This is a genomic window from Peribacillus sp. P4_C12, assembly GCF_056402095.1.
Map to the genome: position 1 here is coordinate 1 of NZ_JBFUIB010000073.1, position 14,732 is coordinate 14,732.

Sequence of the window (14,732 nt, forward strand, 5' to 3'; positions counted from 1 at the left end):
ATAATGCGGTCATTGAAAACTTCTTTGGCTTATTAAAATCCGAATTACTCTATCTTCAAGAATTTGAAAGCATGGAGCATTTCAAACAAGAATTAGAGGAATATATCCATTACTACAATCATCAACGAATCAAGGTAAAATTAAAAGGCATGAGCCCGGTAGATTACCGGATTCATGCCCTCAAGGCTGCCTAATTAAATAAAGTGTCTAACTTTTTGGGTTCACTTCACAAAGGCAGCTCTTTCTTTATGCAACTATCGGGGCAGGTTAGCTTAATAAGAACAGGACAATCAATATACTATGTAGAATTTAATTAAGATGACATTGTTTAAAGATTTAGAAAAAACAGTATATAAAAATTAGGAGTGTTTGTTATGGTTCATGCAAAAGATGTTTTATCGGATCAGTTGTTGGCAAATGCTAATGACCCAAGTTGGTACCTACCATTTTCAGATTCAGTAGAAAGATTGTCTGAGGAACATGCATTTTGGAAGCCAAACGAAGAAAGTAATAGTATTGCTGAAATTGTGCAGCATCTACTATATTGGAATCAAACATGGCAAACAAGGTACCAAAAATCTCACGTTGATGCTGTGCCTTCAATAGAAAATAATAATAACAGCTTTATTATTCCTGAAAATCATACTTTTGCTGACTTAAAAAAACAACTATTAGAGGTGCTTTTACGTTGGCAAGAGTTATTATCTGAAGAAAAAGTTGAGAGAGAAGTTAATGGTTATCCTGGACACGTGAAATGGTGGGCAATACTCGGAAATATGTCAACTCATAACGCATATCACATTGGTCAGATCATTTATATCCGGAAGTTACAAAATAGCTGGAAAATAGATGCAGGAGTAGATAAATAAATAAAAGTTGCACTAGTGCATCTTAATGAACTAACGGGTGCGTTAGTTCATTAAGAAACATAAAAATGATCAATCTTTTTTATAAAAGAATAATCCAAATATATATTACTAGGGCATGTTTTGATTAATTTTTTTTCAAAACATGTCCTTTAATTTATTCATTTATCAAGGTTTCTTGTTTTGATTTGATCAAACTTTGTTTCAAAGCTACAGTAGAACCTTGTTAATTATGGTTGCTTTACCAGTTTGATAGAGGTAAAATTATTAGTAACTTAATAACGAACGGATAAACAAAAAAGCCACTTCCTGATGTTAAGAGTCCTACCTCTTAACGGAAATGACTTTCTCAATTAACCTAGTGTCCTACCACTGGTTAAAGTTTTAGCCCTGAAGCAACAGGACTAAATTTGATACACCTATTATAAACTCTTTGTCTACTGGATTTCAACTAGCAAATGCTAGTATCTTTCATACATATCCGACAAAGTTCTTAATAAGGCGTTATCTCTTTAACTTGGTAAGATGACAGGTTAAAGAGATAACGCCTTTTTTGTGTACTGTTCAGGTGCAATTGCCTGAAAGCACCTTAAAAACTGATTGGATAGTCTACGTTCGTGCAGAGAGTACCTAGTATGCTCTTACAAAGTGGGCAACCCTCAATGGATTCCTATTCATCTGTTGGGGGAAGGTGAGAACTACCTTAAAAGGTTCGGGTGGTAGCCATTAGCATTACGGTGCTAGGGAACACGTTCAGCTTGTCGCATAGGGGTGGCTTTATGTAGAGGACAAGCCTTTAGGTAAAGGGCGTGTACGGTGAAAACTGTTGAGTGAATAGGGTCTATACATACGGATACATTGCGAACTGACGCAAGTAAATTAGACGCTTATCCCTCCTATTCTGTTAGATTGCTTTTTTTAGCTTTCTTTCAGCATAGGGGATAAGACTGCCTTCCAGCCGTTTCATTGCTTCACTTCAGCAAGTCAAAAAACCTAAAACCAGTCAAGCATAATAAGCTAAATAGTTGAAAGAATTGCTGTTAAGATAACGGGGGTTAGGCATTACCACTATATAACATTATATTTACTATATAAGGGATTCATAGTTTGGTGAAAAATAGCCTGGAGTGAAAATGCTTCAGGCTTTTTTCTTTTTCGGGAAAGTTGGGATTCCTTTTTTTTCGGAATGAACAAGGATTTTCTTTAATAATTCTTTGCCTTCTTCTTTAGTCATGTTCACTTTTTGTTTAGCCATGATCCATACTCCTTTATAGGTTCTTTGATTGTACAAGTATGGTCAAAAATCAGAATTGTTAATCATCTTCCTTTCTTCTGGAATAGTTCATATTTCAGGTACATATGGATAGTGTACATAGCGTATTTTCACTTTAGGGAGGGGAAAGGGTTTATGAAAGAGGGAAGCCAGACAGTAAAAAGAAAAGTTCGTTCCGATAAAAAAAGAGATATCAAACCAACAATCTCACACTCATTAAATGAATGTGTTCATAATTTATCCTATATTTTGAATCAGCCTGTGAAGGATATAGGGGAAAAAATAATAATGGCAGCTATCAATTCTAGGGACTGTATTGAGGGCTTGTCCATGTATTTTAAAAGAGACTACAGGCACGATAATACGATTTTTAGAGGGGATTTTGAAGCAGAGGTAATCCAGAAAAGAAATGCCATTCAGAAGGAAAGGATTCATTTAAGATTTAAAGCTTACGAGCATGAAAGAATTTCAGCCTTGGCCTATTCCATGGATTGTAGTGTAAGTTTAGCCACAACTATGCTGCTGATTGCTGGTATTAGAAATCGAGACGTCTTTACACAAATGGTGGATTCAGAGGTAATTGGTTTACTTGATCCGGGAAGGCTTAAAAGTTTAAAGATGATTCAGAAATACATTTCAAAACTGAATGACGAGCACATTTCACTTTTTTCTCTAATTTCATATGTAGCGCATGAAGTAGTGGATACTACAAAAACGCTTCATGAAAAATTGAATCTTTGGATAGATGATAATATAAAAAATATTGATTAGAATTATATGGAAATATATTTCAAGTCAAAACGGGTGAGGAGGAATGAGCATGAAAATGTTTAAAATGAGTGCTGTGGCATTGGTCGCTGCGTTGTTGTTCCCTTCTTCTACATTTGCAAGTGGCTGGGATTATTTAGGGGAACAAACTCTTTATTCTAATGGTGCTGAGAGTGATCAGTTTCCCTCTACTGGTGGTGATTATAAGATTTGTCGGGATTCTTACGTGGGTCCAGCTGGTAAGTTAAAAGTTGAATTATGGGAGTATGATCCTGACAGTTATAATGATTATGTAGGGGTAAGATATTTAGATCGAGGCGAATGTGGTATTTTCCGGGGTATTGGTAACTTTGTTGATGGAGGAAATGAAGCAGAATTTTTTGCGAAATCAAGGACTAACAGTGATATGCATTTAATTTTTTATGATTAATTCACTAACTGAATGAAAAAAAGACCTGGGATTGATTCGTAAATGCTAAAGGATATCCTTTTAAAATGAGTGCGTAAACACCTTAATATGACTGTTAATATATAAGGTGTTTTAGGCTGAAGTATTTTCACTTCAGCCTTTTCTTATGCAGAAAAATATTCAATGTGTAAACTTCTTTAAAAGCTATATTTTCAATATGATTATTTTTGTTTTATAAAGAGTAAAGGTTTTTCACATGGTCCTGAATCCAAAATGAAGAAGGGCTGCTGAATTTTGGAAAGCTGTTTTTTTGTATGGATCAGAACGATTAACGGGAATTATGGACAAGCAAAATGAAAGGTCAGTCGATTAGGAAGGCCATAACAAAGAATAACCTCTGACAACTTTTTTAAGGTTGGACTCAGAGGCAAGGTAGCTACTTTTCACTTAGTAATATCCCCACTAAATCGGATACTATTCATCGGGGCAAGAATCGGGCATGAAGATTAAGAGAAATTTTATTATCTTTCAAAATCTACCCCTCTGCCTTTCTCTCTGCTCACCTTTTTTTCTTGTTTCTCATTCTCTTTCACTTTCAAAAATATTTGAGCTCCATTCACTTCTTGCTCGTCTGTGAAATGCTTTTTTAGTAATCGCTCTCCCATTTTATCTAAGACTTGGGCCTTAAAAGCCCAACATGATGGCTGAAGTCCTTTACTTTATCTTTGTAATAGCTTTTTACCTTCTCAAGGGTACGAGTTAAAAAAGTATTTTCTCTAACTAATTCTTTATTTTCATCTCTCAAACGATCATTCTCTTTTTTTAACATGCTATTTTCATCTTTTAACCGATCATTTTTTTGCACTTCTTGAATCCAATAGCCCTCAAGTTGCTCAGATTTGATTTTAAGGCCCTCCGAAACTTTAGCTAGGGTTTTAATACCTTCAAAGTCTTCTTGGGCTATTTCGACTGTTCTAGAGCGAACTAAGCCACCCTTCTCTTTTACTTCCACCTCATCCACTTTTTTAACATGATTTAAAGACTTTCCTAGGTCGCTTAAGCGACCCTCTATGTCCTTAACGGACTTCTCCAGTGATTGCTTATCATTTAGCTTTTCTTTCAATTCATTTTCTAATGATTTTACTTCTTCCTTTACGCTTAATGCTTTGAATCGTTGGGCTTCTATATGCTTTCGGTCACTAGAAACGCCACGCTCTAAATCAAATCCCTTTTTTGTCACATGCTCATGAAATTTATCTTGAAGTTGCTGCAGTTCTGTTTTTTTGCCAAAAAACTGTTTGGCTGCCAATTTACCTTCCAAAGTAATCGGAACCATCCCCACATGCATATGGGGCGTTTTTTCGTCTTTATGTACGACCGCATAGACCATATTTTTTTCACCATAACGATCCTGGAGAAACTTCACGCTTTCTTCAAAGAATCGCTTTTCTTCTTGTGGATCTAGACCATCAAAAAAAGTTTTGTCTGACGTGACGACAAAAGAGCATAGTTTGACCGCATCTTTCCTTATCGCTCGTTCCCCTAAATAGCGTTCATCAATTTCTTGTTGAATGCGCTCGTCATAATCAATCGGAGCATGATTCAACAAATCATAATTCAACGAAGAACGCTCCTTATCAATGTCCATATTCGTCTGACTCTCTTTTTCTCGTTGATTATGAATCTGCATGCCTTTGATGTCCGCACTCTTAAATTTTTTCATATGTATGACCGCAAAACTCATCAAGACCACCCCCAAATATATCTCCCTCTATCCATTGTCCGAGAAAGAACTTTATTTGTAAAGTGGAGCTTACTACACTTTGTACCAAAGTGGTAAGCTCTGCGAGGCGGTTTCGGCTGTACCGAAACCATGCTAAAGCATGGCAAAAACAAGACCGCGGGCTCTTGCCCACACCTAGCCAACGTAGCACGTTGGATCGCAAAAAAAACTCAACCCCCAACCCCCAATTCTTGGGGGCTCCCTCGCCGGTAGGCAGCTCAAAAGGTGTTTCCTTTTGAAACACCAAGAGGGTCTTGGTGAAGTGAGTCTATCAACTCCTTATCCTCCCTTCGGTCCGGTACCGTTGACAGACGCCAAATTTTTTCCCATTCTACAGTAGTTTACATAAAAGCACCTTATTGGAAGCTATACAAAAAACCAAAGAGAAAATTCGATTGGCGACCTTTATAGGGTGCTTTTTTGTGTTGAAAGTTATATAAATTAAGACTGAAACATGTAATAATAAGACTAAATTAACAATAAAATGCCCTTAAATCAATGAAGTAATTACATATATAAATTATCTAATATAAGGATGGTTCACATTAGTTTTAGTCTCAATTGAGTCTAAATTGAAAATTATTTCGTGGGAGGAATCCAAATGAGCGATATAAAGTGGGAATCCATAGGCCCGGTTTCTGAAAGATTTGGCATTGAAGTTCCGAGGTTGCGAACTTGGTGCGACAAAGGCTTAATTGAGTTTGATAAACGAACTACTGGTCGTTGGATTCCACATACAGAGTTCCCGAAGATTAAGAAGATCATAGAAGTCTTCAATCGTGGTGGAAATGTAACATTTGATGATGTGAAAGAAGAGTTAATTAAGGAGAACTTATATCATCAGTTGCAAACAGATAAGGAAAAAGAGGAAAAGTCAAAAGAAATGGCTTTGTTGCTCGGACAAGCCTTTGAACAAAGTGGCGCTAATGAAATGTTTATGCAAATTGGTAATGAGTTTAAACGTATGCAGCAAGAAGTAAATCGCTTATCTCAATTAGTAGAAAAACAAAATGAAACAAAATTACTTGAAGATAGCAGAATAAATAAGCTCCAGGAGGATAATGAGGTTCTAAAGGGACTAGTAAAAGATTTAATTAGTTCTGATAAAGATTTAAAGGATACCTTTAATTTCTACATGAAAGAACAAAAGAAAGAAGAAATAAATAAACAGGCTGAATTAGAGGATAAATTAGAGTTAATTGAGTCTCAATTAACTATTCAAAAGAAAGAAAAAAGGGGTCTGCTATCAAAGTTTTTTGGATGAACTAGAATATTTGGTATATTTTCGTTACAAAAAATATTAATTTTTGTAAATATAGATCTTGAGTAACCTCTAGTGGATTGAATGAAAATCTACATTTTTTAATAATTTTGTAATATTATAGATTTAATTGTATTAGGGGGATTGTTTATTGTGATTTTTATGTATATAGATGAATCAGGTAAAAATATGATTACTCAAACAAATATCGATACATATTTTATTGGTGGTTTAAATATAGAAAGTGAACAAGTATTTGAAGCACTGAATACATTTAAAGATAAGTATCAAAAGGTAAGAGAAAAACTAAAAAAGCAATATAGACAAAATACAAATGAAAGTGAAAGAGCCAAAAGAATTAAAGATACTTTTTATAATTTCGAGCTACATGCAGTAGAAATGTTTAACCCTACAAGAGATAAAAAAAGAAAGAAACTTTACAGAGAAAATCCATGGAAGTATTCTAATATGCAAGAAATTATTCAGTTTTCAAATGAACTACTATCTGCAATTAAACCTTACATTAAAAATGTATATATATATAAAACTGATAAACCTGAGATTTTAAAATATTGCAGTGAAAATGGCATTAAAGCAACAGATACTCTTTTAGATGATTATATGGTTAATTTTGTTGTTAATAGTTTTAATGATATTTTAATTTCCACGGATAAGAAGGGAACGATTTTACCCGATAATCTAGATTCTAGAATAAGAGATCAATTTGTTAGTGAAATTGGCAATACTTCTTCTAGGAATTTGTGGTCAGAGCCCGTTGTCATCGATTCAGCCTCAAATGCTTTTACACAAATAATCGATATTATTACTTATTGTTACTACCTAGTTTATACGGGGAAGTGCGACACCAAAGAAGAATTAAAACCTGTAAAAACAGCTTATAAAAAGCATATTAAAAGCTTTATCATTGAAAAAGACTTAATTGAATATTTAAATCTCAAAAAAACATTGACAAAATCTTAAATAAATCATAAGATGTTATTATCTTGGTTATTAATTTTTATTTTTTTAAAGTTAATAATACGAGTAGGAATAGGAATAGTCGGTTACGACGTTTCAACTTCTGAACTTAAAAGTTTAATTTACATTATAATTGTATACTTAAGTAGTCGGTTACGACGCTTACAAAACAAGGTGCTTTATGGATTAATTCCATAAAGCATTTTTGTATTTAAATTGAATTTTCTATTTGTATGAACCCATTTTGTTAGTACTTGGCAATACGCTCGAAGGTATTGGCACATTGGATTTAAAAATTATGTAATTAAAGAGTAGCTATGGCTACTCTTTTTTTTGAGAATATTTTAGATTTTATAACTCTCGATATCACTAGTGTTACAGCAAATTTTTGAGCTACACCAACAGGGAATTAAACAGGTAGAGATTGCTAGAATAACAGGGATCAACAGGAAGACGATAGGGAAACACATACGGCAGGGGAATTGACCCCTGCTTATTTTGTTATGTCTTCTTCTAGAGTTTTGGGGCGTCTAAAGAGTGCGAAGTTCAAGAGCATCAACCCTATCCCAATCAATCCAGCAAAAAAGGTAACGATGAACCCCTGGGGAGTGCGCACCACGAGGCTATAGATAAGGCACCCCGTGAACGCCAGCACGATAAGGGTATGTATCAGTCTGTATCGTGACACTGGACCACCTCATTCCTGTGTGATTTTTGCTATATTATACCACTTCCCCTGGCCGAGTTATGTCCACCGTTTTTATTACGGAAATGGGGTAAGGGAAAATCCCTGACTACCTTTCGTGGAATTAATATGTCTACAGCAACAGCAGATGGTTGGCTAGTTCAATTTGGGGAATACTGAATTATTATAACTTTTATGATGTACACTCCTTGTGAACTTTTGAATTTTAAGCTACACTTGGATTAAGATAAACATTAACATTAACATTAACGTTACTTCTAAGTGGATGGACTATAAAGCAAAAAAAAAGAACCGGGTGTTGGCGCACCTGATTCAAAATTTTCATGATGTTTGTTTTTGATGTCTGTTTACCTTGTTTAATATGTTTTGGTAAAACAAAAGTATTGCAACAGCTGTCTAATCGCACATTAGACAGTTGTTTTTTTTTGTTTTTTTGAATTGCCTAAATATCCAAAAATGATAATCCCTAGTTTAAAGTCAGATTCAGATGTAATGAAGTTTGATAATTCCGTAAAGACATTCGCTAAATCTGAAACTAGCGTTAACAATTCTAATATTTGCATTGATCAGTCCCCCCTTCTCAGCAAGGGACAATCACCAAAAAACGTATTCTAGGTTGCTACTTCTCTATTATATCTTTAAATCCAGTTTCTGGAGCAAAAGTAAAACTAACCACCAGATCTATTTAAGTGTACACAGGAAAGCTCAATAAATCAACGTATTGTGTCGTATTAAATATTTCGACTACTATATATTGTGTTTGTTTTGATTAACTTTTAATTTTGTCAAACTATAAATCGATTAATATAGTTAGCAATAGGGAGGAAACTGACGATTTCCATTAATCTTTCATTAAATTTCAATTAATATGAACCTTGCTTTTTGACCACTTTGACCAAACCTAGCTGTATAGGCCCTAAACCAATTTAGTATGGTAGTTCATTAAATAAAAATTTAACCCTGCTTATTTTTTTTCCCTTCTCCAGGCGAGTTATGGCCAGCCCCCGGCAAAAATTTTCAGAGGAAAAAGGAATAATGGAAACCTCGAAATCCCTAACCACCCCTTCTCCTATATGGCCTCCTGTATTGAATTGAGTAAAAGTCCCTGCTTATAGATAGATAATTTGCTTAGAATCGCCTTCAGCAGACCCTTATGATAGTTTGGCTACGGTTTATGGTTACAGATAATCTTATGTTGGAAATTTTTTCTTCTTTATTTATTGGTCCCTTGTTATAGTAAGTTAAAAATGTTGATGGAGAGAAATGATTAATGGTAAAAAAACCGAAGAAAAAACCGAAGAAAAAATTACAAAGACAAACAGCTCCCCCAAAAAAGTTGGAGCAGGTATTAGGGAAGAGACTTATGCTTTCTGGACTTTATGTCTTACTTATCTCACCGACGCTTATAATTAGCGCTCAGTTAATCCAGTTAGGTGTAGGGATAGATCAAGCATTTTTATTAGTATCCGTTTTAATAATAACAATTGTTTTTACCTTAATTGTTTATTTTCAGAAAATATATACGAATTATAGCCACCCTATATGGGTTTTTTCCTTAGGTCTTGTTGTTACATTTGCTGGTTTTACTTTGTCAGGATCCCTTCAAGAAATGGTAAAGAAATCACAAGAAAAAGCCAAAATCCAGCATAGAATATTTATTTTATTTAGGGAATCGGAGGCACAGAAAAGTGGACTTGAAAGAACGATAGCGGATTTTCAAACTGTCCTTTTTGAAAATAATGATGAGAATGAAAAAAAGAAATTCTATGTGAGAAAACAGCTTAGTGTATACAATGAAAGTGATATCAAAAATTCCACTTCCTTTGATTTTGAACTAGTCACTGAACATATAGAATTATCTCAACATAGTCATACACCTGATATGAGCTCTGTTTCTGAGATATATAATAATTTAACCTTTAAGTCTAATGATCCAGAAGAAATGTTACAAAGCTATTTAGAACTTATTGCTCTACATTACCAAGTGGCTGAACGAACTTCCATTTTAGCTTCGCAGTATAGGTATCTTGTGGAGGATGAGAGTTCGGCTGAAATTAGCAAACAGCTGAAAAGAGCTCAAAAAATAAATAAGGACATTGCATTGAAGAGAATAAATGATTTGGAGGAATTAACTTCCAAAAAATATCCGAAGGTAACCTTAAAAGTTGATAAGAATAGATTACTTGAATAGTGGAAATCAGGAGGGACTTAATCATTAAAGGCACCTCAATAGCACTTTGGTAGTCCGGCTGCGGTTTATGACTATAGATAATTACCATAATTTGTAATCTTGTTTTTTCAAACCGTGGTGTATATTTTCCAACCAGCAGTCGGGTCAGAGGGAGGTACCCACGTCCCCCTATGGTACCCTTCCGATATTTCGCCCTTTCCTATAGATCAGTTACTTAAGGTAGGTTAACGTCGGCCCACGTAGGTTCCTGACTCTAATCCTTAATCTAATCTCTAATTCACTCATTCTATTGTGGTAGTGAGTCGCATCCTGCATTGTACGTGTTGAGTGCAATGGCATGCGTGGTGAAGGTGCACCGATTGTCGTATGGTGCGTCCGCAATAACTAGCCCCTTGTCCAACTACCCTATGATAATCCTTAGGGAACTATGTGAGCACAAACATATTAGATAATAAAAGGGGCGGTTACACTGCATTGCATTGTACATACAGTGTCATACAGTGTCATACATTGTATTACACAAAATGGTTCACTTAAGTTATACTTAGGGTATCAAGGGTTCCCATTTTGGTTACCCATTTTGGTTACCCATTTTGGAAATTTGCACAAAAAAAGACCAGAGTGTTCCTAGCACTCTGATCTAAAAGAATTCATGATGTTCAGTTTTTGATGTTTGTGTGCCGTGTTGGTGGTTAAAACTAAAAGCTAAAAGAAATAAGTTTTTTTCAACGTTCCCTAATTTCCTAGATTAGGGTTCTTTTCTTTTTTATTACGTAACAATCCCACAAACACAAAGCCTCCATCAGCATTAGAATCATCAGATGGTAAAAACTCAATTAGGTCTGATAACAATCCTACTAAATCAGCAGTAAAGCTTATTATTTCAAAGAAATTCATTGATTAACCCACCTCCCTTCTTGAAAGGCAGGAAAATCATCAAAAACATATTCTTGCTGTTCTGTTACTAATTTTTTCTTTCTACCCCTATTTTAACGTATTTCAGCTCAATGTTTAATCTAATTGTTTAATAAAGTTATAAGTCTCAGGTGCTTTTTGTTTAAGTAATTGAATTTGTTCAAAGTTTACATAAAACATCTACACTTCTTTTCCCCATATTCTAAAAAAATCGATGTCCTTTCAAATGCCATTATAAACAATATTATCAATGGAATGAGTAAGCTCATGTAGCTCCAAATTTACAGAACCATGTCCGTTTCCCTTGTCGCTTGCATCGATTTTAACTAATAAGGTATATGCCCCCCCCCATGCCTCGTACGGAACCCCATGTTGTATCTTTATTCTAATAACCACGTGAAGATATCATTCTCATCTAAAAAGTCGCGCACCACGTAACCCAAAAGTTTCGGTTAGAGATTTAAAGTGTCATAACTTAAAAGAATTGACACTCTTTAGCTTACATAGTATTAGCAAGGCGTCAGAAGGGGTCGTAACTTAGTACCATATATATATGAAGGCCCACCGTAGGGAATCATAGGCGCAGGGACTATTGCGAACGATAAGTGTTCGTAAATGTCTATGCTAAAAAGTGAACGTTCTTAAATGTATTTGATACATTAACGGACTATCATATGCCATGATTCCGTACCTAAATGGACCGTTCGTAATTGTCTACTTTTACGAACTTGTCTAAAAGTTATAAGTTCTAGAGACTTGAAAAAACACCTCAATTCCCCTTGTCACTTTAGGAGTTATTTTGCACTATAAGCAAATATAAAAAAGCCCAATTTCTCATTTTTAACTGTAAAATTGGGCTTTATCGTTCCTCAAGAAAAGCGCCCTTTTATGGAATAATCATTGTAAAAATCCACTTAAAGTTTAGCTGGGACACTTTATTGACAAAAGTCATAGATTTATTTATTTTTATTTTCTAATTCCTCAACTCTCCTTTCCATGTTCTTTATTTTTTTGATTGAGTGAAGGGCGAGCCCTAAAGCTATTCCACCTAAAGTGAATGCTGGAAAAACAAAAAAAGTAAACCATTCCATCTTATAACACCTCCCTAAAACTACTAAACAATCTGGCCCTTTTCTGGAATAACAGACATTTTCTATTTTTAGATTGCACATCTTCTATCTATATTCCAAAACTCGTCTAAAACTTACAAGTTCTAGAGACTTGAAAAAACACCTTAATTACCCCTCAAAATAACCATTTTCAATGTCCGCAAGTTAGTCTAGAATTAAATTACAGAAGTTAATTAACTTTTAGACAAACGGAAAGAGGTTATACATAATGGCTATTATTGGATATGGACGTGTTTCAACTAAAGATCAGGACTTGGCTTTACAGGAAGAGAAGTTAAAAGAGTATGGTTGCGAGAAGATATTCATGGAAAAACAAAGTGGTGCTAAATCTGACAGGAAAGAACTTGCTAAGGCGTTGGACTATTTAAGGGAAGGTGACAAGCTGGTTGTTTACAAGTTGGATAGATTAGCACGTTCCACCTTTGACCTACAAAAGATTGCTAAGGATTTAGAAGAACGTGGAATAGCTTTAGTATTCATCAAAGAACAGATTGATTTTAGTACACCATCAGGAAAGCTAATGTTTACTATGCTGGGTGCTATTGCTGAGTTTGAACGTGATTTAATCAAAGATAGAACCACTGAGGGACGTGAAAGGGCTAAGGCACAAGGTAAACATATGGGACGTAAAGGGAAGGACGAGAAGGACGTTAAGAAGGCGTTAAAGCTGTATGATGAAAGAGAATCAAACGGTTTAAGCGTTAATGATATAGCTAAAATGACTGGCGTTCCACGTTCCACTATTTACGCTAAAGTGAAAGAGGTGATTAGCAAATAGCTAATCGTCTTTTTTCTTAATGAACTATAGGGGCAGGTTAGTTAAACAAGTATTATAAATTTTTATGATAGTAAAGCAGGTAACTTTGGTATTGTATTTTGCTAATATATGGTTGATTTAAAAGCAGACTAACGAACTGCTATTTTTTTTGATTTTTTGTAACGAAATCTTTCTATCATAGTCTTACATATGAAAGGAGGTAGAAGATTGACAGAATTTGAGAGTATATACAATCAATATTTTCGGGAGGTTTATTTATTTGTTCTGAAATTAAGCCGTAATGAAAAGATTGCAGAAGAAATAACACAAGAAACGTTTTTTAAGGCTTTAAAAGGTATAGATAAATTTCAAGGGTATTGCAAAATAAATGTATGGCTTTGCCAAATTGCAAAAAATACATATTTCACCTATCTCAATAAACAAAAACGATACGATACAGAAAAGAAAGAAGATATAGCCGGCGAAAATATAATCGAAACGTTGATTTTAAAAAAGGAAGAAACTTTCCGTATTCATAAAGTTTTGCATTCCTTAGACGAACCTTATAAAGAGGTATTTACACTTAGAATATTTGGTGAACTTTCCTTTAAACAAATAAGTGAACTATTTGAGAGGACGGAGAGTTGGGCGAGAGTCACATTTTACCGAGGTAAACAAAAAATACAAGAAATGTTAAGGGAGGAATGAAATTGAGAAAAGTATCATGTGAAATAATTAAAGATATGCTTCCGTTGTATTACGACAGTGTATGTAGTGATGATAGCAAAAGAATGGTAGAGGAACATCTATCAGAGTGTAATAACTGCAAAGTGGAATTTAAAAAAATTCAAGATGAAATTCATATTCCAGAAAAAAGTATTATTGAAAATAGAACGGATAGTAATGTCATAAAAAATATATCTACTTCGTGGAAAAGATTAAGGTTAAAGTCTTTTATTAAAGGTGGAATAATAACTGCATTATTAATAGGCATAATCATTTTAGGATATGTTGGCTTATTTAAATGGGAAATCAACAGTGTTTCTACAGATGTAGTGGAAATTAAGGATATAAGTGAAATGGAGGATGGTAAAATCGTATATTATGCGGATATAAACGATGGATATAGTTTAAATACAATAAAATACGATATGGATAGCGAAGGGAATTTTTATATGACTCCACTACGCCCCTTAATAAAGAAAGAAGCACAGACTCCATACGGATTAGAAAAAGGGTATGATTTTATAGATATTAAAGTACAAGAAGAATTTCGTGGTAAGGAAATAAAAAGAATTTATTATGGTACGCCAAAGGATAAAATTTTAATTTGGGAAAAGGGAATGGTATTGCCAAAGGCAAGTGAAGAAGTAGAGAAATACTTTGGATTTGAATAGAATAGAATTTGTCTTTTGTTATTCAACTAAAGGGTGCGTTAGCTGAAGATCAGAGCTGTCTTTATGAACTGCACCCCAATTGTTAGACAACATCTAATAATTGGAGGTGCAGTTTTTTTGACTAAATATACGATAGACGAAAAATCACATGCAGTTTTAGAGTACTTAGAAGGGAAAAAATCCTATAAATCCATTGCACAAGAAAGAAATGTAGGTTTATCCCCTCTGAAAAGATGGGTCGCTCGCTATCTAAAACATGGGATGGAAGGACTTGCTTCATCCTATACAAATTACACTC

General features: G+C 34.4%; 18 protein-coding genes. 12 read left to right on the top strand and 6 right to left on the bottom strand.

The features are described from left to right. From AC1DUW_RS12375 to AC1DUW_RS12390, 4 genes are all read left to right on the top strand, one after another. Positions 1–194, top strand: a 194-nt coding sequence (locus AC1DUW_RS12375) for an IS3 family transposase (RefSeq protein WP_477642640.1), incomplete at its 5' end; no start/stop codon positions are given. A gap of 180 nt (positions 195–374) precedes the next feature. Next, the gene (locus tag AC1DUW_RS12380; RefSeq protein ID WP_477642641.1) at positions 375–869 is read left to right on the top strand and encodes a DinB family protein; all 495 of its coding nucleotides are present in this window, start codon (positions 375–377) and stop codon (positions 867–869) included. Between the two features lie 1,405 nt (positions 870–2,274). After that, positions 2,275–2,910, top strand: a complete 636-nt coding sequence (locus AC1DUW_RS12385) for a hypothetical protein (RefSeq protein ID WP_477642642.1) — start codon at positions 2,275–2,277, stop codon at positions 2,908–2,910. A 49-nt stretch (positions 2,911–2,959) separates the two neighbouring features. Further along, positions 2,960–3,337 carry a hypothetical protein gene (locus AC1DUW_RS12390; protein WP_477642643.1) on the top strand — a complete coding sequence of 126 codons (378 nt, stop codon included), beginning with the start codon at positions 2,960–2,962 and terminating at the stop codon, positions 3,335–3,337. 500 nt (positions 3,338–3,837) lie between these two features. Here AC1DUW_RS12390 and AC1DUW_RS12395 read toward each other — a convergent pair whose 3' ends face one another. After that, positions 3,838–3,981: a hypothetical protein gene (locus AC1DUW_RS12395; protein WP_477642644.1), complete on the bottom strand. Its 144-nt coding sequence runs from the start codon at positions 3,979–3,981 to the stop codon at positions 3,838–3,840. 5 nt (positions 3,982–3,986) lie between these two features. After that, positions 3,987–5,060 (bottom strand): MobV family relaxase, encoded by a 1,074-nt coding sequence (gene mobV / locus AC1DUW_RS12400; protein WP_477642645.1) that lies wholly within the window; start codon positions 5,058–5,060, stop codon positions 3,987–3,989. A gap of 640 nt (positions 5,061–5,700) precedes the next feature. Between mobV and AC1DUW_RS12405 the strand changes: the two genes are divergently transcribed. The 3 genes from AC1DUW_RS12405 to AC1DUW_RS12415 all read left to right on the top strand — a co-directional run bounded on the left by AC1DUW_RS12405 (position 5,701) and on the right by AC1DUW_RS12415 (position 7,824). Further along, positions 5,701–6,363, top strand: coding sequence for a hypothetical protein (locus tag AC1DUW_RS12405; RefSeq protein ID WP_477642646.1), 663 nt, complete (start codon positions 5,701–5,703; stop codon positions 6,361–6,363). Between the two features lie 159 nt (positions 6,364–6,522). Then, positions 6,523–7,341 carry a DUF3800 domain-containing protein gene (locus AC1DUW_RS12410; protein WP_477642647.1) on the top strand — a complete coding sequence of 273 codons (819 nt, stop codon included), beginning with the start codon at positions 6,523–6,525 and terminating at the stop codon, positions 7,339–7,341. Positions 7,342–7,710: 369 nt separating this feature from the next. Next, on the top strand, positions 7,711–7,824 hold the full coding sequence (locus AC1DUW_RS12415) for a helix-turn-helix domain-containing protein (protein ID WP_477642648.1): 114 nt from the start codon (positions 7,711–7,713) through the stop codon (positions 7,822–7,824). Positions 7,825–8,451: 627 nt separating this feature from the next. Here the strand turns inward: AC1DUW_RS12415 and AC1DUW_RS12420 are convergent. Further along, positions 8,452–8,607, bottom strand: coding sequence for a hypothetical protein (locus AC1DUW_RS12420; protein WP_477642649.1), 156 nt, complete (start codon positions 8,605–8,607; stop codon positions 8,452–8,454). A 707-nt stretch (positions 8,608–9,314) separates the two neighbouring features. Between AC1DUW_RS12420 and AC1DUW_RS12425 the strand changes: the two genes are divergently transcribed. Then, positions 9,315–10,235 carry a hypothetical protein gene (locus tag AC1DUW_RS12425; RefSeq protein WP_477642650.1) on the top strand — a complete coding sequence of 307 codons (921 nt, stop codon included), beginning with the start codon at positions 9,315–9,317 and terminating at the stop codon, positions 10,233–10,235. Between the two features lie 735 nt (positions 10,236–10,970). Here AC1DUW_RS12425 and AC1DUW_RS12430 read toward each other — a convergent pair. The 3 genes from AC1DUW_RS12430 to AC1DUW_RS12440 all read right to left on the bottom strand — a co-directional run bounded on the left by AC1DUW_RS12430 (position 10,971) and on the right by AC1DUW_RS12440 (position 12,241). Continuing rightward, positions 10,971–11,132 (bottom strand): hypothetical protein, encoded by a 162-nt coding sequence (locus AC1DUW_RS12430; RefSeq protein ID WP_477642651.1) that lies wholly within the window; start codon positions 11,130–11,132, stop codon positions 10,971–10,973. A gap of 240 nt (positions 11,133–11,372) precedes the next feature. Next, positions 11,373–11,546: an anthrax toxin lethal factor-related metalloendopeptidase gene (locus AC1DUW_RS12435; protein WP_477642652.1), complete on the bottom strand. Its 174-nt coding sequence runs from the start codon at positions 11,544–11,546 to the stop codon at positions 11,373–11,375. 560 nt (positions 11,547–12,106) lie between these two features. Beyond that, entirely contained in the window at positions 12,107–12,241 is a 135-nt protein-coding gene (locus AC1DUW_RS12440) for a hypothetical protein (protein WP_269083778.1), read from the bottom strand. 247 nt (positions 12,242–12,488) lie between these two features. On the opposite strand from AC1DUW_RS12440, the gene AC1DUW_RS12445 reads away from it, so the two are divergent. The 4 genes from AC1DUW_RS12445 to AC1DUW_RS12460 form a co-directional block, all read left to right on the top strand. Further along, positions 12,489–13,058: a recombinase family protein gene (locus AC1DUW_RS12445; RefSeq protein WP_477642653.1), complete on the top strand. Its 570-nt coding sequence runs from the start codon at positions 12,489–12,491 to the stop codon at positions 13,056–13,058. 207 nt (positions 13,059–13,265) lie between these two features. Further along, positions 13,266–13,745 carry an RNA polymerase sigma factor gene (locus tag AC1DUW_RS12450; RefSeq protein ID WP_477642654.1) on the top strand — a complete coding sequence of 160 codons (480 nt, stop codon included), beginning with the start codon at positions 13,266–13,268 and terminating at the stop codon, positions 13,743–13,745. Between the two features lie 2 nt (positions 13,746–13,747). After that, positions 13,748–14,434, top strand: coding sequence for a zf-HC2 domain-containing protein (locus AC1DUW_RS12455; RefSeq protein ID WP_252296851.1), 687 nt, complete (start codon positions 13,748–13,750; stop codon positions 14,432–14,434). 117 nt (positions 14,435–14,551) lie between these two features. Beyond that, on the top strand, positions 14,552–14,732 hold a 181-nt coding region (locus AC1DUW_RS12460), incomplete at its 3' end, for a transposase (RefSeq protein WP_477642655.1).